Below are 20671 nucleotides of genomic sequence, written 5' to 3' on the forward strand. Positions count from 1 at the left end.
GAGATTTCAATCGATTCAACTCTGCGGTCTCATCCCTTGAGAAAGTCCGAACATGAACAGCAACAGATCATGATCCGGCTGAGTCGCCACGGCGGCTTTCGCCACCCGTGGCATCGGGCAATGCGGGTCGCTCGCCGAGGCGCCGATCACCTGCATGCGTGGCTGTTCCCAGGCCGCCACCGCCAATGATGCAACTGCCAAGGCTCCTACCAGAAACAAACCTCGAGCAATTTCTAGTTTCATCGCTATAAACCTTTGATAGCGCTGCCAAACGCCGTCTCATAAAAGTAGACGAGTTTTTTCCAGTCCGTCGCGCTGAACGACGAGTGGCGGCGCAATTGCTTCATGTCATGGGCAGCGGCGCGATGAGCGGTCAGACGCTGACGGCATTTTTCCAGATCGATCAGGGCGACTTCGACCTTGGCCGAATCACCTTCGCCCGTCACTCGCACAAACACGTGCTTGATGTAGATGCAGCTGTGCTGCCAGCGGCCCTTGTGCATGCGGGCCAGGTTTTCAGCGAGGTCCTTGAGCACGCGCTCATAGACGGCTTCGCCATATTGCTCGCGACCGCCGCCGGCTTCCCAATGCTCGAGTTCCTGAAAGCCATCGAGAGACTTGGTCACCAACAGCGCACGCCACTTGAACTCTGGATCTGGCTGGGCACCGCAGAACACAATTTCGGGCACCCGGACACCGAGACGGGAAACCCCGGTCAATGCATCCAGCTCGCGCAATACAGTCGGACGTCCGAACGGATGCCGCCAGCTGCGATAGATATGTCCGGTCTGGCGTTTGGCATACAGCAGCTGGCCATCGCGCCCCACGACCCGTTGCACACCACTTTCGCCACCACGGCGCACATTGGGTTCCTCGACCCATTCGCCACGCTGGTTCCAGTAGTAGTCGAAGCGATCCTCGGGCGCTACTTCCGTTTCTGCTGCAAATTGCACTGCCATCCTCTTACCTCTTGCGTAATACGTAGACTCGCCACATGGCATAGAGCGGAATAAAGTCCAGTTGTTCCTGGATCCGGAATCCTGCTTCTTCGAATTCCTTTTCAACTGTTGCGGCCGGTAACACAAACCGGTTCTGGTAACCCTCCTGGCCACGCTTTCGCTCGGCGCGCTTGCGTTTCCAGGCCTTGAAATTGCCGTCCACCCACAGCGAAATGATCACGCTGTCCCGGGTGACACGCTCGAACTCGCGCAGAATCGCCCGGCGATGCTCGGCTTCGCCGATGTGATGCAGCAGTCGCATGCAGAAAATGCTGTCGACGGCGTTATCAGGCAAGGCAATGTCGAACGCAGACGTGTGCAAGGGTTGTACCCGTTTCACCACATCTGCCGGTTGCGCCTGCATGGCGGTCTTGATCATCGACTCGGAGTTGTCCGCTCCGATGATCACCCGATTGGGTTTTTCCGCCAGCAATGGCCAGAAACGTCCTGCGCCGCATGGCAGGTCGAGCACCAGTCCCGGCTCACCAACGAGGGTCAACGCCTTGCGGGCCAACTGCTGATCCCGCCAGTTGGACAAACGACGCCCCAGACCGTCCTGGTGTTTACGCAGGTATTTCTGCGCATGGTTGTCGTCGTACTTTTCGGAAAAATCGAGTTTGATCGGGCCGGCCATCACCAGGACTCCTGAATTACTGATGACGCCACCTTAAGCAGCGGTGTGTCAGCGTCAGGTCATCCCTTTGTGAAAAAAACGTCATGTAAATCGGCAAACTATTTCAAGGTTATACAGGAATTAGACAGGTTGGCGGGAGTCCCCTCAACAACCGGCTGATCTTCAGCGCTTGCCCAGATCGACCTCGAAACGGCAGCCATTGGGCTCCATCGTGCTCAACGTGACGCTCCAGCCTTCGTTTTCACAAATGCGCTGAACCAGCGACAAGCCCAATCCAAGCCCCTCGCCGCGCTTTTCGTTGCCGCGCACAAACGGCTGGAACATGGCTTCGCGTTTTTCCTCGGGAATGCCCACGCCCGAATCCTCGACCACAAAACCGTTCTCATTGAGCGTCAGGCGAATAAACCCCTGCTCCGTGTAGTGCAAGGCGTTACGCAGCAGATTGCCCATCACGGCATTGAGCAGCGTCGCGTTGTAACGAGTATCCAGCGGGGTGCCCGGTTCGAAAATCAGCTGCAAACCCTTGGATTCGATAGGCGCGCGCCACAGGCAGAGCAAGCTGTCGGCCACTTGCGCGAGGGTGTGCCGAGGGGCGGCGCCAGCGTCTTCGCGCTGAGCGCGGGCGAGCATCAGGAAGGTCTGCACCAGCTCGCGCATCTCTTCACTGGCTCGCGCAATGCGTTGAACCTGGGCCTTGCCGCGTTGATCGATACCCGGATTCTCCAGCAGCAGCTCACAGGAGCTGGCCAATACCATCAGCGGAGTGCGCAATTCGTGGCTGACGTCGCTGGTAAACAGCCGCTCCCGCGTCAGCGCCTGACGCAGGCGCCCGAGCGTAGCGTCGAACGCCACCGCCAGTTCGCCCACCTCGTCTGCCGCGTAGTCCGGCGCCAGCGGAGGCGCCAGCCCGAGCAACTGGTCGCGATGGCGTACCTGGCGCGCCAGCCGCACCACCGGAGCCATCACCTTGCGCGCCAGAACCCAGCCGAGGAACACCGCCAGCGCCAGACTGAGCACAAAGCCCACCAGCACCACGGCGAACAGCACGCGCTCGCGCTCTTCGAAATCGCTTTGGTCCTGCAGCAGCACATAACGACGACCGTCGACCACCTCGACCATCGCGTGGTACGACAGCTGCTCGCGAAAGACTTCATGGAAACCCGAATCCAGGTGTCGCAGGTCTTTGGGCAGTTCGAAGTCGCCCGGCCCGCCGCTGAAATAGAACAGCTGATCCGGCTCCGGCCGGTGGCTCCAGTCCGAGACGTTGTCCATCAGCAGCAGGCGTTGCAGATCCCCGCCCAACCCGGCGGAAATCAGTTTTTCCTCGACCAGGTGCACGGTCGCGACGATGCCCATCGCAAACGCCCCGGCCACCAGCGCACTCATCAGCGCAAAGGCGATGATGATCCGCTGGGCAAGGCTTTGCTTAAACTCCATCGCGGCCCTCGGCCAGGCGATAACCCACGCCATGCACGGTGTGCAGCAGTGGCTTGGCGAATGGTTTGTCGATCACCTGGCGCAATTGGTGGACATGGCTGCGCAGGCTGTCACTGTCCGGGCAGTCATCGCCCCACAGCGCTTCTTCGAGAATTTCCCGACGCAGGACATGCGGGCTCTTTTGCATCAGCACCGCCAGCAGTTTGAGGCCGACCGGGTTGAGTTTGAGCAGTTTGCCTTCGCGGGTCACTTCGAGGGTATCGAGGTCGTAGCTCAGATCGCCGACCTGCAGGGCACGACGACCGCCACCCTGGGTGCGGCGCATCACCGCTTCGACCCGGGCCGCCAGTTCCGACAGCGCGAACGGTTTGACCAGATAATCGTCGGCCCCGGACTTGAAGCCCTGCAAGCGGTCATCGAGCTGATCGCGGGCGGTAAGCATGATCACCGGTGTATCGCGACGGGCGTCTTCGCGCAGGCGCTTGCACAGGGTGTAGCCGTCGATGCCCGGCAACATGATGTCGAGCACGATCAGGTCGTAATGCTCGGTGGCCGCCAGATGCAGGCCCGACAGACCGTCCTGGGCGCAATCGACGGTATAGCCTTTGAGCCCCAGGTAATCGGCCAGATTGGCCAGGATATCGCGGTTGTCTTCGACCAATAGAATTCGCATGGGCACCTCCTACGTACACAGTAACGGCCGTCTTGGCCCGCGCAGCTTACGGCCAAGTGTGGCTCACGGCTAGGCGCCGGGTGGGTTGATTTGACTTAATTGCACGGATCGCCGGACTTGACGAGTTTTTCACGAGCGGCCGACAAATCGCCGACAGAACCAGGCGCAGACTCACGCGGTTGTGCTTCTTTGAAGACCTTACCGATGAAGGAATTGCCATGGTTTCGATCTCTGCCCGCCCCGCTTCAAGGCCTTTGAATGTATGGCTTTGCCTGGGCATTCCCGCCGTCGCGGCGGTCATTCTGGTGTTGCTGGAGCTGACCGACCTGGACATGGATCTGGCGCAGCTGTTTTACGATCCGGTCGCGGGCGACTTCATCGGCCGGCACAGTTACTTTCTCGAAGACATCCTCCACGACCGCGCCAAACAAGTGGTGATCGCCTTTTCGGTGTTTGCCATCCTCGGGTTCATCGGTGCGTTTTTCATTAATCGGCTCAAACCGTTCAAGCGTGAGCTGGGTTGTCTGGTGTTGTCGCTGGGTCTGGCCACCTCGTTTGTCACGCCGGTGAAAGCGGTGACAGCGGTGCAATGCCCATGGAGTCTCGAACAGTTCGGCGGCCACGAAACCTACAGCAAACTGCTGGATCATCGCCCGCCGACCGACAAGCCCGGTCGTTGCTGGCCGGGTGGTCATGCGGCCACCGGTTTTACCTTGTTTGCGTTGTTCTTCGTGCTGCGTGATCGTCGCCCACGGTTGGCCCGTCAGGCGTTCATCTTTGCCTTCGCGCTGGGTTCGGTGTTTTCGATCAGCCGGATGATGCAGGGCGCACACTTCTTTTCCCACAACGTGTGGACGGCGATCTTCTGCTGGCTGATCTGTCTGGGGTCGTATTACTGGATTCTGTATCGCCCGGCAGTCAAGGCTGAAACAGACACGCAGGCCCATCCGGTCAACGCCTGAACCCTGAAACGCGGGCAATAAAAAACCCCGTCTGCTCACGCAGACGGGGTTTTTCGTTACAGGGTAAGGCTGGCTTACATCATGCCGCCCATGCCACCCATGCCGCCCATGTCTGGCATACCGCCGCCAGCTGCACCTTCTTTCTTCGGTGCGTCAGCAACAGCAGCTTCGGTGGTCAGGATCAGACCGCCGATGGAGGCTGCAGCTTGCAGAGCCGAACGGGTGACCTTGGTTGGGTCCAGGATGCCCATTTCGATCATGTCGCCGTATTCGCCGGTAGCAGCGTTGTAGCCGAAGCTGCCTTCGCCGTTCTTGACCTTGTCGACAACCACGCTTGGCTCGTCGCCGGAGTTGGCAACGATCTGGCGCAGCGGCGCTTCAACAGCGCGACGCAGTACAGCGATACCGACGTTCTGGTCAGCGTTGTCGCCTTTCAGTTCGGTCAGGGCTTCCAGAGCGCGGATCAGCGCAACGCCACCGCCAGGTACCACGCCTTCTTCAACGGCTGCGCGGGTTGCGTGCAGGGCGTCTTCAACGCGGGCTTTCTTCTCTTTCATTTCAACTTCGGAACCGGCGCCAACCTTGATCACTGCAACGCCGCCGGACAGCTTGGCCAGACGCTCTTGCAGTTTTTCACGGTCGTAGTCCGAGGAAGTCTCGGCAACCTGGGCACGGATCTGAGCGATACGGGCTTCGATGTCGCCTTGAACGCCAGCACCGTCAACGATGATGGTGTTTTCCTTGGACAGGGTCACGCGCTTGGCGCTACCCAGATGTTCCAGGGTGGTGCTTTCCAGGCTCAGGCCGATCTCTTCGGAGATAACGGTACCGCCGGTCAGAACGGCGATGTCCTGCAACATGGCCTTGCGACGGTCGCCGAAGCCTGGAGCCTTGACGGCTGCGACTTTAACGATGCCACGCATGTTGTTCACGACCAGAGTCGCCAGGGCTTCGCCTTCAACGTCTTCGGCAACGATCAGCAGTGGACGGCCGGCTTTGGCAACGGCTTCCAGTACTGGCAGCATTTCGCGGATGTTCGAGATCTTTTTGTCGACCAGCAGGATCAGCGCGCCTTCCAGCTCGGCAACCATGGTGTCCGGCTTGTTGACGAAGTACGGGGACAGGTAGCCACGGTCGAACTGCATGCCTTCTACAACCGACAGTTCGTTTTCCAGGCCCGAGCCTTCTTCAACGGTGATCACGCCTTCTTTACCGACTTTTTCCATGGCTTCGGCAATGATGTCGCCGATGGAGTTGTCGGAGTTGGCGGAGATGGTGCCCACCTGAGCGATAGCCTTGGTGTCAGCGCATGGCTTGGACAGGGCTTTCAGTTCTTTGACGATCGCGATGGTCGCTTTGTCGATACCGCGCTTCAGGTCCATCGGGTTCATGCCGGCAGCGACGGCTTTCAGGCCTTCGTTGACGATCGACTGAGCCAGAACGGTAGCGGTGGTAGTACCGTCACCAGCGTCATCGTTGGCACGGGAGGCAACGTCTTTGACCAGCTGCGCGCCCATGTTTTCGAAACGGTCTTCGAGTTCGATTTCTTTGGCGACGGAAACGCCGTCCTTGGTGATGGTCGGAGCGCCGAAGCTCTTCTCGAGGATCACGTTACGGCCTTTCGGACCCAGGGTCGCTTTTACCGCGTCAGCCAGGACGTTTACGCCAACCAGCATTTTCTTGCGGGCGGAATCGCCGAATTTAACTTCTTTAGCAGCCATGATCGATATTCCTTAAATACTTTGTAGTAGCGGGAAAATGAGCGGGTAATCAGCCTTCGATAACAGCGAGGATTTCGTTCTCGCTCATTACCAGCAGGTCTTCGCCGTCGACTTTCACAGTGTTGCTGCCGGAGTAAGGACCGAACACAACCTTGTCGCCTTCCTTCACGGACAGTGCGCGCACTTCGCCGTTTTCCAGAACTTTGCCCGGGCCTACAGCGAGAATCACACCGTGGTTGGCTTTTTCAGCAGCCGAACCTGGCAGGACGATACCGCCAGCGGTTTTCTTTTCTTCTTCGCTGCGACGGATAACGACGCGGTCATGCAGAGGACGAAGCTTCATTGTCGATCTCTCCTAATTGTGGTTTTCATCGGCCGGTGTAGTCCCGGCGGGTTTAACGAATCCGGCCTGCGCCGGTTGCGGCTCGTCGAGCGAACCGCGGAAGTCTGTCCGACTCAAAATGTCGGAAACCTTTCGGTGACCGATACATAAGGGCGCATAAGCTTATTACAAGGGCGGGGGCTAAAAAATTTTCACGCACATTGCATGAATTCGCCCCACAAACGAACACGGCACCCGAAGGTGCCGTGTCGATGCAGACGTTACTTGGTATCGCGGTGTTCGAATTCGCCTTCGATCACATCACCTTCGCGACCCAGCGGCTGGCGCGGTGCAGGACCGCCGCGAGGTTGCAGGTCATCGGCGAACGCTCGCTGGCGCATGGCCTGTTCTTCGGCGCGCTGGCGCATCTTGTTGGCAACCAGTCGACGACTGAACGGCAACAGCAGCACCAGACCGATCACATCGCTGATGAAGCCCGGCAGAATCAGCAGGCCACCGGCCAGGGCCAGCATCAGGCCTTCGAGCATGGTTTGCGCAGGCAGTTCGCCGCGGTTCAGGCTTTCACGGGCACGCAGTGCGGTGGCCAGCCCGGCGACGCGCAGCACGAACACGCCGAACATCGAGCCGAGAATGATCAGCAGCAGGGCCGGGAAAAATCCGATCGAGCCTGCCACTTTGACGAATACGAACAGCTCCAACACCGGGAACAGCAGAAAGAGCAACAAAAAAGGGCGCATCAAAGTTTCCTCAACGCAAGAAATGCCTTGCAGTAAGCCTTAGATGACGTCGCCCTTTCGTGAATTCAAGCGTCGGCTACCGCATTTTTTGGCCAGACCTCGGCGTGAGCCAGAGAAACCAAGGCCTCGCGCACTTGTATCGGCGTATGACAAGGCGCTTGAAACGGCAGCCAGTACAGCGCCTGGCCGATGCGCAGGTGCATGCCTTCGGTGTCGATCCCGGCCATTTGTGCCGGGACGGTTTTCGGCAGCCCGGCGAGGTCGACGTAATGGGCGATGGCCTTGGCGTGGTCGCTGTTCATGTGCTCGACCATGCTGATTTCGGCCTTGCCGGCGAACGGGTTGGCCAAGGTCAGGTGATCGATCCAGTGGATCGCGCCGAAGCCGCCGATGTAGCGATGGCGCACGGGTTTGAGCAACCAGAAATCGAAATCGTGGGCCTTGTGGTAATTCTGCGAATCGGGGAAATAACGGTAGTAGCGCTCGGCGGCGGCTTCGATGGCGGCAGCGTCTTCGAGTTTTTCTGCTTCGGCCAGATAGGTCAGGCGACCAACGGCTTGCACATCGTCGGCCTCGCGCTCACCCACCAGCAGCGAGCATTTCGGATCTTTCTGCAGGTTATGGGTGTGCTGGGCGATGCGGCTGATCAGGATCAGCGGCCGGCCCTGCTCGTCCAGGCAGTAGGGAACCACGGAGCCGAACGGAAAACCGGGCATCGATTTGGAGTGGGTCGACAGCACGCCACGGTATTCCTTGAGAAGCAATTCTCGGGCATTCTTAGCCGCTTCAACGCTCAATTTATGACTCCTTAAATAGAATCCGTCGAAAAAACGGACAGGCGCATGGGATTTGTCCCACACGCCATCGGGCAGTTCTCATGTGCAACAGGCCCCTGGCCGGTGCAGATCGAGAGGCTACCTATAAGGACCACTCTGACCTGCTCTCGGGGGCATGCGAATGCAACTCAACGACAAAGTAATCATTATCACTGGCGGTTGCCAAGGCTTGGGCCGCTCGATGGCCGAGTATTTCGCAGGCAAGGGCGCGAAGCTGGCGCTGGTCGACCTGAACCAGGAAAAACTCGATGATGCCGTCGCGGCCTGCAAGGCCAAGGGTGTCGAGGCACGCAGCTATCTGTGCAACGTCGCCAATGAAGAGCAGGTGACGCACATGGTTGCCCAGGTCGCCGAAGATTTCGGCGCGATCCACGGCCTGATCAACAACGCCGGGATCCTGCGCGACGGCCTGCTGCTCAAGGTCAAGGACGGCGAGATGACCAAGATGAGCCTGGCCCAGTGGCAGGCGGTGATCGACGTCAACCTGACCGGCGTATTCCTTTGCACCCGTGAAGTGGCGGCGAAAATGGTCGAGCTGAAGAACAGCGGCGCGATCATCAACATCTCGTCGATCTCCCGCGCGGGCAACGTCGGCCAGACCAACTACTCCGCCGCCAAGGCCGGCGTGGCGGCAGCGACCGTGACCTGGGCCAAGGAACTGGCGCGCTACGGCATTCGCGTGGCGGGCATCGCACCGGGCTTCATCGAAACCGAGATGACCCTGGGCATGAAGCCAGAAGCGCTGGAAAAAATGACCTCGGGCATTCCGCTCAAGCGCATGGGCAAGCCGGAAGAGATCGCCCATTCGGCGGCCTACATCTTCGAGAACGACTACTACACCGGTCGGATTCTGGAGATGGATGGCGGGTTGCGCATCTGACCTCTGTCGCGCAATGAAAAACGCCCCGGTGCACAGGCACCGGGGCGTTTTTGTTTAAACCACAGGCATCAATCGTCGCTGATGGTGATGTTCGGCATCGCCGGCGAAGCCGCTTCCTGCAACACGATCCGCGCGCCGACGTGACGGGCCAGTTCCTGATAAACCATGGCGATCTGGCTGTCCGGCTCGGAAATCACCGTCGGCTTGCCGCCATCGGCCTGCTCGCGGATCAGCATCGACAGCGGCAACGAAGCCAGCAGCTCGACGCCGAACTGGGTCGCCAGCTTCTCGCCACCGCCCTCACCGAACAGATGCTCGGCATGCCCGCAGTTCGAGCAGATGTGCACGGCCATGTTTTCCACCACGCCCAGCACCGGAATGTTGACCTTGCGGAACATCTCCACGCCCTTACGCGCATCGAGTAGCGCCAGATCCTGCGGTGTGGTGACGATCACGGCGCCAGCCACCGGGACTTTCTGCGCAAGGGTCAGCTGGATGTCGCCGGTGCCTGGCGGCATGTCGATCACCAGATAATCCAGGTCGCCCCAAGCGGTTTGCGTCACCAGTTGCAGCAGCGCGCCGGACACCATCGGCCCGCGCCAGACCATCGGCGTGTTGTCGTCGGTCAGGAACGCCATCGACATCACTTCCACGCCGTGGGCCTGCAGCGGCACGAACCATTTCTGATCCTTGACCTGCGGACGGGTACCCTCGGGGATGCCGAACATGATGCCCTGGCTCGGGCCATAGATATCGGCGTCGAGAATCCCGACCTTCGCGCCTTCGCGAGCCAATGCCAGCGCCAGGTTGGCGGCGGTGGTGGATTTGCCCACACCGCCCTTGCCGGAGGCCACGGCGACCACGTTCTTGACGTTGGCCAGCCCCGGAATCTGCGCCTGGGCCTTGTGCGCGGCGATCACGCTGTTGACCTCGACCTTCGCAGTCACCACGCCGTCGAGGTTTTCGATGGCCAGTTGCAGCAATTGCGCCCAGCCGCTCTTGAACAGACCGGCGGCATAGCCGATTTCCAGCTGCACGCTGACGCGATCGCCGGTGATTTCGATGTTGCGCACGCAACCGGCGCTGACCGGATCCTGGTTCAGGTAAGGGTCGGTGTATTGGCTGAGGACGGCTTCCACCGCTGCGCGAGTGACGGCACTCATGGGCAACTCCGATAACAAGACTGGGAAAAGATGACGGGTATCCTACCCCTTCTGTCCTCCGGACGGCATGTCCGGCAACGATTTGCAGAGGTGAAATATCTTTCCCGGCGCTTTATAGTGGCCGACCTCCGTTTCATCAAGTAGCGAAGCCCCACATGTCCGAACCACGCAAGATTCTCGTCACCAGCGCCCTGCCCTACGCCAACGGTTCGATCCACCTTGGCCATATGCTGGAATACATCCAGACCGATATGTGGGTGCGCTTCCAGAAGCATCGTGGCAATCAGTGCATTTACGTCTGCGCCGACGACGCCCACGGTTCGGCGATCATGCTGCGCGCGGAAAAGGAAGGCATCACCCCGGAACAACTGATCGCCAACGTCCAGGCTGAACACAGCGCCGACTTTGCCGAGTTCCTGGTGGACTTCGACAACTTCCACTCCACTCACGCCGAAGAAAACCGTGAGCTGTCGAGCCAGATCTACCTGAAGCTGCGTGACGCCGGGCACATCGCCCAACGTTCGATCACCCAGTATTTCGACCCGGAAAAGAAAATGTTCCTGGCCGACCGCTTCATCAAGGGCACCTGCCCGAAGTGCGGCACCGAAGACCAGTACGGCGACAACTGTGAAAAGTGCGGTGCAACCTACGCGCCGACCGACCTGAAGGATCCGAAGTCGGCAATCTCCGGCGCCACCCCGGTGCTCAAGGATTCCCAGCACTTCTTCTTCAAGCTGCCGGATTTCCAGGAAATGCTGCAGGCCTGGACCCGCAGCGGCACCCTGCAGGATGCCGTGGCCAACAAGATCGCCGAATGGCTGGACGCCGGCCTGCAACAGTGGGACATCTCCCGCGATGCGCCGTACTTCGGCTTCGAGATCCCGGGCGAGCCAGGCAAATATTTCTACGTGTGGCTGGACGCGCCGATCGGCTACATGGCCAGCTTCAAGAACCTCTGCAACCGCACGCCGGAGCTGGACTTCGACGCGTTCTGGGGCAAGGACTCCACCGCCGAGCTGTACCACTTCATCGGCAAGGACATCGTCAACTTCCACGCCCTGTTCTGGCCGGCGATGCTCGAAGGCGCGGGTTTCCGCAAGCCAACCGGGATCAACGTGCACGGCTACCTGACCGTCAACGGTCAGAAGATGTCCAAATCCCGCGGCACCTTCATCAAGGCCCGTACCTACCTGGATCACCTGTCGCCGGAATACCTGCGTTACTACTACGCGGCCAAACTGGGCCGTGGCGTGGACGACCTCGACCTGAACCTCGAAGACTTCGTGCAGAAGGTCAACTCCGACCTGGTCGGCAAAGTCGTCAACATCGCCAGCCGTTGCGCCGGTTTCATCCAGAAGGGCAACGCCGGTCTGCTGGTGGACACCAACGCCGCGCCGGAACTGACTGAAGCGTTCCTGGCCGCTGCGCCGAGCATCGCCGACGCCTATGAGGCCCGCGACTTCGCCCGCGCCATGCGCGAAACCATGGCTTTGGCCGACCGCGCCAACGCCTGGATCGCCGACAAGGCGCCATGGTCGCTGAACAAGCAGGAAGGCAAGCAGGATGAAGTCCAGGCGGTCTGCGCCACGGCGATCAACCTGTTCCGTCAGCTGGTGATCTTCCTCAAACCGGTGCTGCCGCTGCTGGCCGCCGATGCCGAGGCGTTCCTCAACGTCGCCCCGCTGACCTGGAACGACCACACCACCCTGCTGGCCAACCACCAGTTGAACGAATTCAAGCCGTTGATGACCCGCATCGACCCGGTAAAAGTGCAAGCCATGACCGACGCCTCGAAAGAAGACCTGACCGCCAGCCAGACCGACACCGGTGCCGCCGCACCTGCCGGCAATGGCGAACTGGCCAAGGATCCGCTGTCGCCGGAAATCGACTTCGACACCTTCGCCGCCGTCGACCTGCGCGTCGCGCTGATCGTCAAGGCCGAACACGTTGAAGGCGCGGACAAGCTGCTGCGCCTGACCCTGGATATCGGTGACGAGCAACGCAATGTGTTCTCGGGGATCAAGAGCGCTTATCCGGATCCGTCCAAGCTCGACGGTCGCCTGACCATGATGATCGCCAACCTCAAGCCACGGAAAATGAAGTTCGGCATCTCCGAAGGCATGGTGATGGCGGCCGGCCCTGGCGGTGAAGAAATCTACCTCCTGAGCCCGGACAGCGGCGCCAAGCCGGGTCAGCGCATCAAGTAAGGTTCTGCCCTGACAGATCCCACAGGCGTGCTCCGTGCGCCTGTGGGATTTTTCATATCTGGCCCGCCCTCCACGGCTGCCGGATAATGCCTAACCTTACGTGACACACGCCCGTTCCTGCCGGCAGAACCATGACCGAACTCGTGCTTACGCTCTTCAGTGCTGCGCTGATCAACAACTTCGTGTTGCACTGGCCGCTGGGCGTCGATCCGCTGCTGGCGGGCGAACGCCGTCAGGTGCATGCGCTGGGGCTGGCAACGTTGTGTCTGATGCTGATTGTCGGTGTGGCAGGTTACGCGATCTGGCATTGGCTGCTGGTACCGTTGCAACTGGAATTCCTGCGCCTGTTTGTGTTTCTGCCGTTGAGCGTCCTGCTGATCACGCCGTTGCTGAAGTTGCTGGCGCGCTGGCTACCCGCACTGCCGTTCGACGGTTTGTGGCCGCTGTTGCTGGGCAATGCCGGTGTGCTGGGGCTGACGCTGATCATCGCGCAAGCGGACAAAGGCCTGTTTCATGCGATTGCGCTGAGCCTTGGCGCCGGTCTGGGTTTCTGGCTGGTGTTGAGCCTGTTCAGCGATTTGCGTGAGCGCACGGCCGACAACGATATTCCCCTGCCCTTTCGTGGCCTGCCGATCCTGTTGATCGGCGCCGGACTGATGGCCGTGGCTTTTCTCGGATTCAGTGGACTGATCAAAACATGAGTCTGATTCAACGCATCGATGCCCTGCTGCCGCAGACCCAATGCGGCAAGTGCGGCCATCCCGGATGCAAACCCTACGCTGAAGGCATCGCCGACGGCGAGCCGATCAACAAGTGCCCGCCGGGTGGCGTCGAAACCATCGCGGCACTGGCCGAACTGTTGAAAATCCCGGTGCTGGAGCTGGACATCAGCCGCGGTTCGGCGCCGCCGCAAGTGGCCTACATCCGCGAGGCCGAATGCATCGGCTGCACCAAATGCATTCAGGCCTGCCCGATCGACGCCATCGTCGGCGCGGCAAAACTGATGCACACCGTCATCATCGACGAATGCACCGGCTGCGATCTGTGCGTGGCGCCCTGCCCGGTCGACTGCATCGAGATGCATCCGTTGCCGCTGGGAACGCTGCCGGTGGTCGGTGGGTTGGCCGCCAGCCTTGAAGAACAACAGGCCCGCGGAGCCAAACGCGATCACGCCCGTCAGCGCTTTGAACGGCGCAATGCTCGCCTGCAACGCGAAGAACAGCAGAAGCATGCCGAACGCGAAGCCCGGGCGCAGCGCGCGGCACAGGCCGAAGTCGCCACCACCACGCTCGATCCGGTGCAGGCGGCGCTCGAACGGGTGCGCGCACAAAAAGCCGCCACCGCCGATGCTGCGCTGAAAAAAGCCAAGATCGACGTGGCCATGAGCCGGGCGCAATTGAACAAGTCGCTCAAGGCATTCGGTCATCCGCCGACCTTCGATCAGCAATCGCAACTGATCGTCCTGCAACAGCAGTTCGAAGCGGCCGAACAGGCACTGGCGAAGCTGGAAAGCAGCGCGGCACCTGCGCCGGTCGTGGCCGCCCCGGCGAAGGACGCCGATCTGAAACGGGCGAAGATCCAGTTGGCGATGCGCCGCGCCGAGCTGAAAAAGGCGCAAACCACAGAGGCCCCGCCAGCCGAGATCGCCGCGCTGGAGCAAGCGCTGCGTGACGCCGAACAGGCGCTGCACAACGCCGAAGCCGCCAGCGATCAACCGGCGCCGGAGCTTGTGCGTGTCGAGAAACGTCCGATCGACGACCAGCTGCGTCAGCTGAAAACCGAACTGGCCTACGCTCGCGCCGATCTGAACAAACTGCAACGGCGCGACGGCACGCCCGCCGATATCCTCGAAAAGGCCCGCGCCCGCCTGCAAGAAGCAGAGCGGCAGGTACAAGCCCATGTCATCCATTGAAACCAGAGACGAGCGCCTGCAACAGGCAATGAAGCTGGTTTTGCTGGCGACATTGCCGGGAGTACTGGCGCTGTTCTGGTTTTACGGATGGGGCGGGTTGATCAACCTGGTCCTGTCCGTCGTCACGGCTTTGGGCGTTGAAGCCGCCGTGACTCATCTGCGTCGGCAACCTCTGCAGGCCACCCTGACCGATGGCAGCGCGGTGGTCAGCGCCACGCTGCTGGCGGTCGCGCTGCCGCCCTATTGCCCGTGGTGGCTGACGGTCACGGCGATCGCCTCGGGTCTGCTGCTGGGCAAACATCTGTACGGTGGTGTGGGCCGAAACCCGTTCAATCCGGCCATGCTCGGCTTCGCGCTGGCCATGGTGATGTTCCCGCAACCGATGACTCATTGGCCGGCCCATGGCATGAATCTGACGGCGGCTTTTGGCCAGGTGTTCAACCTGGGCGCGCAGCCAGACGCCTGGGTTCAGGCCACCGCGCTGGACAGTCTGCGCATCAATAAAAGCCTGACCATGGACGAACTGTTTGCCGGCAATCCGGCATTCGGTCGCTTTGGCGGGCACGGCGTTGAATGGGTGAACCTGGCGTTCCTCGCCGGCGGGCTGTTCCTGCTGCAGCGTCGGGTATTTGGCTGGCACGCGCCGGTCGGCATGCTTGCCAGCCTGTTCGTGATCAGCCTGTTGTGCTGGAACGGTTCGGGATCCGACTCCCACGGCTCGCCACTGTTTCACCTGCTGAGTGGCGCGACGATGCTAGGGGCATTTTTCATCGTCACAGAACCGGTATCGGGGGCAAAAAGCCCGCTCGCCCGCCTGCTGTTCGGCGTCGGCGTGGGGTTGCTGACTTACATGATTCGCACCTGGGGCGGTTACCCCGACGGCGTGGCGTTTGCGGTGCTGTTGATGAATCTGTGCGTGCCGGCGCTGGAGCGCTTCGCGGTGGCCCGTCAGACGCAGATGACGCCATGAACCGCACGAGCAGCCTGATCACACTGGCGTTGATTACTGCGTTGGGCATCGGCGTGACGTGGCTGGTGCAACGAAGCAACGCACCTCAGATCGCCGCCGAAAAGCGTCTGCTTGAAAGTCGCAAGCTGCTGGACGTGCTGCCGCTCGACGCTTACGACAATCTGCCGCTTGAACAAACTCTGACGCTGAACGACATCAACCTGAGCCACAGTCTGTTGCTGGGCGGTTATCGGGCGAGCAAAAGCGGCCAACCTGTAGCGGTGCTGTTGCGCAGCCAGACCCAAGGTTATGCCGGGAATATAGAGTTGCTGATTGCCATCGACGCCAACGGCCGATTGCTCGGTGTCAAAACCCTCGAGCAAAACGAAACACCTTCGCTGGGTGGACATATCGGCGACTGGCCAAATAGCTGGCTTCAAACCTTTAGCGGAAAATCGAGCAATCAACCGACGGACGCCGGATGGGCCTTGAAGAAGGATCAGGGGCAATTCGACCAGATCGCTGGCGCAACCATTACCTCTCGCGCGGCGATCAATGCCATCCACGATGCCCTGCGTTATTTCGATGAACACCGGACGACCCTGCTCGGGAGCGCGCCATGAATACGTCAGCGACACTGTCGAACTCAATGATGCTGGTGCTGTTGATCGGCGCCACCGACTCTGTGGCGGGCGCGCTGGCGACTCTGTTGATGTGTGCGGTTGTCGTGGGCGTTTACGGTTTGTGCATGACACCGCTGCGCTCGCGCCTGAGCAGCGAAAGCCTGTTGCCGGTCAGCCTGGTATTGGCCGCGACCCTGGCGGGCTGCGCCGATATTGTTCTGCAACGCGGTGCGATGCAGTGGCACCAACTGATCAGTCTTTACGCCGGGCTGATCGGCTTGCAGTGCATCGTGCTGGAGCGCAATGGATTTTTTCGCCAGCCTGTTCGTAAACGGCTGAAACTGTTCGGCCTGTTTGCCGTGCTGATGATTGTGCTCGCAGTGTTGCGTGAGCTGATCGGTCAGGGCAGCATCGGCCATCATCTGTCGGCACACTGGCAAGGTTTGATTCTGTTCAGCGAAGGCCTGCATTTCGCGACACTGGCTCCCGGCGCCTTCATATTGCTTGGACTGTTACTGGCCGCCCGTCAGGCCTGGACTCGCCCGGCCGCCCCACCCGAGGAAACGCATCACCCATGAATGCCGCAAAACGTCTGGAGATCTTCCGCAGGCTTCACGAGGACAATCCCGAGCCCAAGACCGAATTGGCCTACTCCTCACCTTTCGAACTGTTGATTGCGGTGATTCTGTCCGCGCAATCCACGGACGTCGGGGTGAACAAGGCGACGGCGAAGCTGTTCCCGGTGGCGAACACGCCGGCGGCCATTCACGCCTTGGGCGTCGAAGGGTTGTCCGAGTACATCAAGACTATCGGCCTCTATAACAGCAAGGCCAAAAATGTCATCGAGACCTGCCGCCTGCTGGTCGAGTTGCACAACGGCGAAGTGCCGCAGACGCGCGAAGAACTGGAAGCCTTGCCCGGCGTTGGCCGCAAGACCGCCAACGTCGTGCTCAACACCGCGTTCCGCCAATTGACCATGGCGGTGGACACCCACATCTTCCGGGTCAGCAACCGCACTGGCATTGCACCGGGTAAAAATGTGGTCGAGGTGGAAAAGAAGCTGATGAAGTTTGTGCCAAAGGAATACCTGCTCGACTCGCACCACTGGCTCATTCTTCACGGGCGTTACGTGTGTCTGGCACGCAAACCCCGCTGTGGCAGCTGTCGGATCGAAGATCTGTGCGACTACAAGCACAAAACTTCTGACGATTGAGCGGCTATTGGTTTTATTGATTTATCGATTGAAAAAATCTTTTTTACCATCTGCTGGAATATCGATATAAGGAGCGCCAAAGGCAGTCTTAGCCTGGAGTTGACCTTATGAGCACCAGCAAAGAGCAATTGGAAGCGGATGACGACTTTATCGCCACGGAGGCCGATGATGCCGAACCTGTGGTTGAAGTCGCCAAGACCAACTTGAGCAAGCGCCGAACCATCGACAACCTGCTTGAGGAGCGCCGACTGCAGAAGCAATTGGCCGATTACGATTTTGATCTCTGACATTTGAAAGCCTCCCGAAACGGAGGCTTTTCTCTTTCTGCCATACGCTGATTTCGATCCGCCCATGATCCGTCAGCCACTACAAACCTCAAACCAGGCCGTTTCGCTGCGCCAGTTCGATCAGATCCACCAAGGAGCGCGCGTTGAGCTTCAACAACAAGCGGGTCTTGTAAGTGCTCACGGTCTTGTTGCTGAGAAACATCCCGTCGGCAATTTCCTTGTTGGTCTTGCCGCGCGCCAGCTGCTGCAACACCATCATTTCGCGCCCGGACAGGCGATCAACCATGTCCGCTTCGCTGGCGTTACCAAGACTGGTCCGCACGGTGTGCAACGCCTGGTTCGGGAAGTAGCTGTATCCGGACAGTACCGCCTTGATTGCACTCAGCAACTCCGTCAGATCCTGTTGCTTGCAAACATATCCCGCCGCCCCCGATTGCATGCAGCGCATGGAAAAATGTCCCGGTGACTGGGATGTCAGCACGAGCACTTTCAACGGCATCGCACTCGTCGTAAGACGCGCAATGACTTCCAGTCCATCCAGTTTCGGTATGCCGATATCCAGAATGACAATATCCGGCATCTGGTCACGAGCCAGTTGTAACGCATCCACGCCATTATCGGTTTCTGCAATGACTTCGTAGCCATGACGTTCCATCAGCATACGTACCGCAAGACGAATGACGGGGTGATCATCCACGATCAGCACTTTATTCATGGGCAAGTCCAGTTTCGCTGTTCGAATTTTTAGAACCGGCACAATAACGTAGTCATTTCACCCATGGCATGGATAAGTTCCTCTGCACCAGCACCGAGAGACGCCTCCTACAGGCAATAAAGATTATTCCTACAGAAAAGACTCACTTACAGAAAATCATGAATTCACATCAGGAAGTTCGGCGTCTGCCACGCCCTCCTTCAGAGCCTTCACGACAGACTGAAAAAACTCCGAAACAAAGATCAACGACCAGACATTAAAAACAACTGAAACAACTTACATATATCGCACCCCCGAAATTTAATATAAACACCAGACACCGACGGCCCTGTTTAGCCGACAACTTAAACACGACCACTCAATCCAACCCAGACGACGAGAAAGACCATTCATGAGTAAAGACCATGCTAAAAATCAACAGGAAGATCCCCAACCCCATCACCGTTATTGCCATCTTCGCCTTTATATCGGAGACCTCCGCGGCCGTGTCATTGCCATTTCTTAATAATAATGAGCGGGAGCTCTACGTCTGGTTTCTGATCAGCTTTCCGTTCTACTTGTTATTTCTGTTCTTCGTCACGCTGAACTTCAACTATCGCTCTCTGTATGCTCCATCAGACTTCGACAGCGACAAGAACTTCCTCAAGGCGTTCGAAGAAGAAATCACTCTTCCAACCGAGACTTCTCCCACTCAACCAAACGTCGAATTACACGCTATCAAACTACCCAGACCGTTGGACAGGGTGTACATCATCGACATTCGGCAGATACACACGAGTTCGGGAATAGAAGTGCTATTGGAAAAATTCCCACATCCAAACAAGCATTCGCTGAGGTTATTCCTGTTTTTGACCGACGCTGTGTCAGATATTTTACTTAAGGACAATATCGAAACTTTGGCCAAACAAACAAAGAGAAGCCAAGGAATAACGTTCTGTATTATCTACGACACGCATTCGTTGACCACATCTGTATTGGGAAAGATTTGAAAGGGGATAAAACGCGGGGCAAGACATCCACGCAACGCACGATGTACAGCCGATGAGGACAGTAACGTTGACCGATATCGATCAAGTCAAAGGAAAAGTGCAAAAAAAACGGCCTTGTCACTACGACAAGGCCGTTTTTTTACATCAGGCCCGAAGGACTCAGAACAGCTTGCGGCCCTTGTTGGCAGCAATGCGCATGCGCAGGGCGTTGAGCTTGATGAAGCCCGCCGCGTCGGCCTGGTTGTAGGCACCGCCGTCTTCTTCGAAGGTCGCGATGTTGGCGTCGAACAGCGAATCGTCGGACTTGCGGCCGGTCACGATCACGTTGCCCTTGTACAGCTTCAGGCGCACGACGCCGTTCACGTTGACCTGGGAGGCGTCGATCATCTGTTGCAGCATCAGACGCTCAGGGCTCCACCAGTAACCGGTGTAGATCAGGCTGGCGTACTTCGGCATCAGCTCGTCTTTGAGGTGAGCGACTTCGCGGTCCAGGGTGATCGATTCAATGGCGCGGTGAGCGCGCAGCATGATGGTGCCACCCGGGGTTTCGTAGCAGCCACGGGACTTCATGCCGACGTAACGGTTCTCGACGATGTCCAGACGGCCGATGCCGTGCTCGCCACCGATCTTGTTCAGCGTCGCCAGCACGGTGGCCGGGGTCATTTCAACGCCGTCCAGCGCGACGATGTCGCCGTTGCGGTAGGTCAGTTCCAGGTACTGCGGGGTGTCGGGAGCCTTCTCCGGGGAGACGGTCCAGCGCCACATGTCTTCTTCGTGCTCGGTCCAGGTGTCTTCCAGCACGCCGCCTTCATAGGAGATGTGCAGCAGGTTGGCGTCCATCGAGTACGGGGATTTCTTCTTGCCGTGACGCTCGATCGGGATCGCGTGCTTCTCGGCGTAGTCCATCAGTTTCTCGCGGGACAGCAGGTCCCACTCGCGCCAAGGGGCGATCACTTTCACGCCTGGCTTGAGTGCGTAGGCACCCAGTTCGAAACGGACCTGGTCGTTGCCCTTGCCGGTCGCGCCGTGGGAAATGGCGTCGGCGCCGGTTTCGTTGGCGATTTCGATCAGACGCTTGGCGATCAGCGGACGCGCGATGGAAGTACCCAGCAGGTACTCGCCTTCGTAAACGGTGTTGGCGCGGAACATCGGGAACACGAAGTCACGCACGAATTCTTCGCGCAGGTCGTCGATGTAGATTTCTTTGACGCCCATGGCCTGCGCCTTGGCGCGAGCCGGCTCGACTTCTTCGCCCTGACCCAGGTCAGCGGTGAAGGTCACGACTTCACAGTTATAAGTATCCTGCAGCCACTTGAGGATCACCGAAGTGTCCAGGCCGCCGGAATACGCCAGAACGACCTTGTTTACGTCCGCCATGCCATCACTCCACGG

The 20671-nt window shown here is 59.2% G+C and carries 23 protein-coding genes; 11 read left to right on the forward strand and 12 right to left on the reverse strand.

The window, feature by feature from the left end:
* Positions 1 to 15: 15 nt before the first annotated feature.
* From AC0R79_RS24405 to colR, 5 genes are all read right to left on the reverse strand, one after another.
* Positions 16 to 243 (reverse strand): hypothetical protein, encoded by a 228-nt coding sequence (locus tag AC0R79_RS24405; RefSeq protein ID WP_011335717.1) that lies wholly within the window; start codon positions 241 to 243, stop codon positions 16 to 18.
* Positions 244 to 245: 2 nt separating this feature from the next.
* Positions 246 to 959, reverse strand: a complete 714-nt coding sequence (locus AC0R79_RS24410) for a lipopolysaccharide kinase InaA family protein (RefSeq protein WP_474731953.1) — start codon at positions 957 to 959, stop codon at positions 246 to 248.
* 4 nt (positions 960 to 963) lie between these two features.
* Positions 964 to 1632 (reverse strand): class I SAM-dependent methyltransferase, encoded by a 669-nt coding sequence (locus tag AC0R79_RS24415; protein ID WP_011335719.1) that lies wholly within the window; start codon positions 1630 to 1632, stop codon positions 964 to 966.
* Between the two features lie 162 nt (positions 1633 to 1794).
* Positions 1795 to 3069, reverse strand: coding sequence for a sensor histidine kinase (locus AC0R79_RS24420; protein ID WP_375747810.1), 1275 nt, complete (start codon positions 3067 to 3069; stop codon positions 1795 to 1797).
* Positions 3059 to 3742, reverse strand: a complete 684-nt coding sequence (gene colR / locus AC0R79_RS24425) for a two-component system response regulator ColR (RefSeq protein ID WP_007953224.1) — start codon at positions 3740 to 3742, stop codon at positions 3059 to 3061. Before colR ends, AC0R79_RS24420 begins: the two co-directional genes overlap by 11 nt.
* A gap of 218 nt (positions 3743 to 3960) precedes the next feature.
* Between colR and AC0R79_RS24430 the strand changes: the two genes are divergently transcribed.
* Positions 3961 to 4704, forward strand: a complete 744-nt coding sequence (locus AC0R79_RS24430) for a phosphatase PAP2 family protein (RefSeq protein ID WP_474731956.1) — start codon at positions 3961 to 3963, stop codon at positions 4702 to 4704.
* A 74-nt stretch (positions 4705 to 4778) separates the two neighbouring features.
* Here the strand turns inward: AC0R79_RS24430 and groL are convergent, their stop codons facing one another.
* From groL to AC0R79_RS24450, 4 genes are all read right to left on the reverse strand, one after another.
* The gene (groL, locus tag AC0R79_RS24435) at positions 4779 to 6425 is read right to left on the reverse strand and encodes a chaperonin GroEL (protein ID WP_007953220.1); all 1647 of its coding nucleotides are present in this window, start codon (positions 6423 to 6425) and stop codon (positions 4779 to 4781) included.
* 49 nt (positions 6426 to 6474) lie between these two features.
* On the reverse strand, positions 6475 to 6768 hold the full coding sequence (locus tag AC0R79_RS24440) for a co-chaperone GroES (RefSeq protein WP_085606734.1): 294 nt from the start codon (positions 6766 to 6768) through the stop codon (positions 6475 to 6477).
* 260 nt (positions 6769 to 7028) lie between these two features.
* The gene (locus tag AC0R79_RS24445; RefSeq protein WP_085684484.1) at positions 7029 to 7505 is read right to left on the reverse strand and encodes an FxsA family protein; all 477 of its coding nucleotides are present in this window, start codon (positions 7503 to 7505) and stop codon (positions 7029 to 7031) included.
* A gap of 65 nt (positions 7506 to 7570) precedes the next feature.
* Entirely contained in the window at positions 7571 to 8302 is a 732-nt protein-coding gene (locus AC0R79_RS24450) for a HugZ family pyridoxamine 5'-phosphate oxidase (protein ID WP_474731958.1), read from the reverse strand.
* Positions 8303 to 8462: 160 nt separating this feature from the next.
* Here AC0R79_RS24450 and AC0R79_RS24455 point away from each other — a divergent pair, with 160 nt between their 5' ends.
* Positions 8463 to 9221, forward strand: coding sequence for an SDR family oxidoreductase (locus AC0R79_RS24455; RefSeq protein WP_011335726.1), 759 nt, complete (start codon positions 8463 to 8465; stop codon positions 9219 to 9221).
* Between the two features lie 68 nt (positions 9222 to 9289).
* On the opposite strand, the gene apbC is transcribed toward AC0R79_RS24455, so the two are convergent.
* Positions 9290 to 10384, reverse strand: coding sequence for an iron-sulfur cluster carrier protein ApbC (gene apbC, locus AC0R79_RS24460; protein ID WP_064383825.1), 1095 nt, complete (start codon positions 10382 to 10384; stop codon positions 9290 to 9292).
* Positions 10385 to 10539: 155 nt separating this feature from the next.
* Here apbC and metG point away from each other — a divergent pair, with 155 nt between their 5' ends.
* From metG to AC0R79_RS24500, 8 genes are all read left to right on the forward strand, one after another.
* A complete protein-coding gene (gene metG, locus AC0R79_RS24465; RefSeq protein WP_085606738.1) occupies positions 10540 to 12591 on the forward strand; it encodes a methionine--tRNA ligase in 2052 nt (683 codons plus the stop codon).
* A 131-nt stretch (positions 12592 to 12722) separates the two neighbouring features.
* Positions 12723 to 13292: an electron transport complex protein RnfA gene (locus AC0R79_RS24470; RefSeq protein WP_474731961.1), complete on the forward strand. Its 570-nt coding sequence runs from the start codon at positions 12723 to 12725 to the stop codon at positions 13290 to 13292.
* Positions 13289 to 14503, forward strand: coding sequence for an electron transport complex subunit RsxB (rsxB, locus tag AC0R79_RS24475; protein WP_474731962.1), 1215 nt, complete (start codon positions 13289 to 13291; stop codon positions 14501 to 14503). The genes AC0R79_RS24470 and rsxB overlap by 4 nt, the downstream gene beginning before the upstream one ends.
* A complete protein-coding gene (locus AC0R79_RS24480; RefSeq protein ID WP_474731964.1) occupies positions 14490 to 15473 on the forward strand; it encodes an RnfABCDGE type electron transport complex subunit D in 984 nt (327 codons plus the stop codon). Before rsxB ends, AC0R79_RS24480 begins: the two co-directional genes overlap by 14 nt.
* Positions 15470 to 16075, forward strand: coding sequence for an RnfABCDGE type electron transport complex subunit G (locus AC0R79_RS24485; RefSeq protein WP_474731966.1), 606 nt, complete (start codon positions 15470 to 15472; stop codon positions 16073 to 16075). Before AC0R79_RS24480 ends, AC0R79_RS24485 begins: the two co-directional genes overlap by 4 nt.
* Positions 16072 to 16653, forward strand: a complete 582-nt coding sequence (locus AC0R79_RS24490) for an Rnf-Nqr domain containing protein (RefSeq protein ID WP_474731970.1) — start codon at positions 16072 to 16074, stop codon at positions 16651 to 16653. Before AC0R79_RS24485 ends, AC0R79_RS24490 begins: the two co-directional genes overlap by 4 nt.
* The gene (gene nth, locus AC0R79_RS24495) at positions 16650 to 17288 is read left to right on the forward strand and encodes an endonuclease III (RefSeq protein ID WP_007953205.1); all 639 of its coding nucleotides are present in this window, start codon (positions 16650 to 16652) and stop codon (positions 17286 to 17288) included. The genes AC0R79_RS24490 and nth overlap by 4 nt, the downstream gene beginning before the upstream one ends.
* Before the next feature lie 107 nt (positions 17289 to 17395).
* The gene (locus AC0R79_RS24500; protein WP_007953204.1) at positions 17396 to 17575 is read left to right on the forward strand and encodes a PA3496 family putative envelope integrity protein; all 180 of its coding nucleotides are present in this window, start codon (positions 17396 to 17398) and stop codon (positions 17573 to 17575) included.
* Between the two features lie 88 nt (positions 17576 to 17663).
* On the opposite strand, the gene AC0R79_RS24505 is transcribed toward AC0R79_RS24500, so the two are convergent.
* A complete protein-coding gene (locus tag AC0R79_RS24505; protein ID WP_007953203.1) occupies positions 17664 to 18290 on the reverse strand; it encodes a response regulator transcription factor in 627 nt (208 codons plus the stop codon).
* Between the two features lie 404 nt (positions 18291 to 18694).
* On the opposite strand from AC0R79_RS24505, the gene AC0R79_RS24510 reads away from it, so the two are divergent.
* Positions 18695 to 19279: a hypothetical protein gene (locus tag AC0R79_RS24510; RefSeq protein WP_127799689.1), complete on the forward strand. Its 585-nt coding sequence runs from the start codon at positions 18695 to 18697 to the stop codon at positions 19277 to 19279.
* Positions 19280 to 19438: 159 nt separating this feature from the next.
* Here AC0R79_RS24510 and AC0R79_RS24515 read toward each other — a convergent pair whose 3' ends face one another.
* Complete coding sequence (locus tag AC0R79_RS24515) at positions 19439 to 20656, reverse strand: argininosuccinate synthase (protein WP_007953201.1); 1218 nt, start codon at positions 20654 to 20656, stop codon at positions 19439 to 19441.
* Positions 20657 to 20671 lie beyond the last annotated feature (15 nt).

This window comes from Pseudomonas sp. HD57-3 (genome assembly GCF_056113135.1).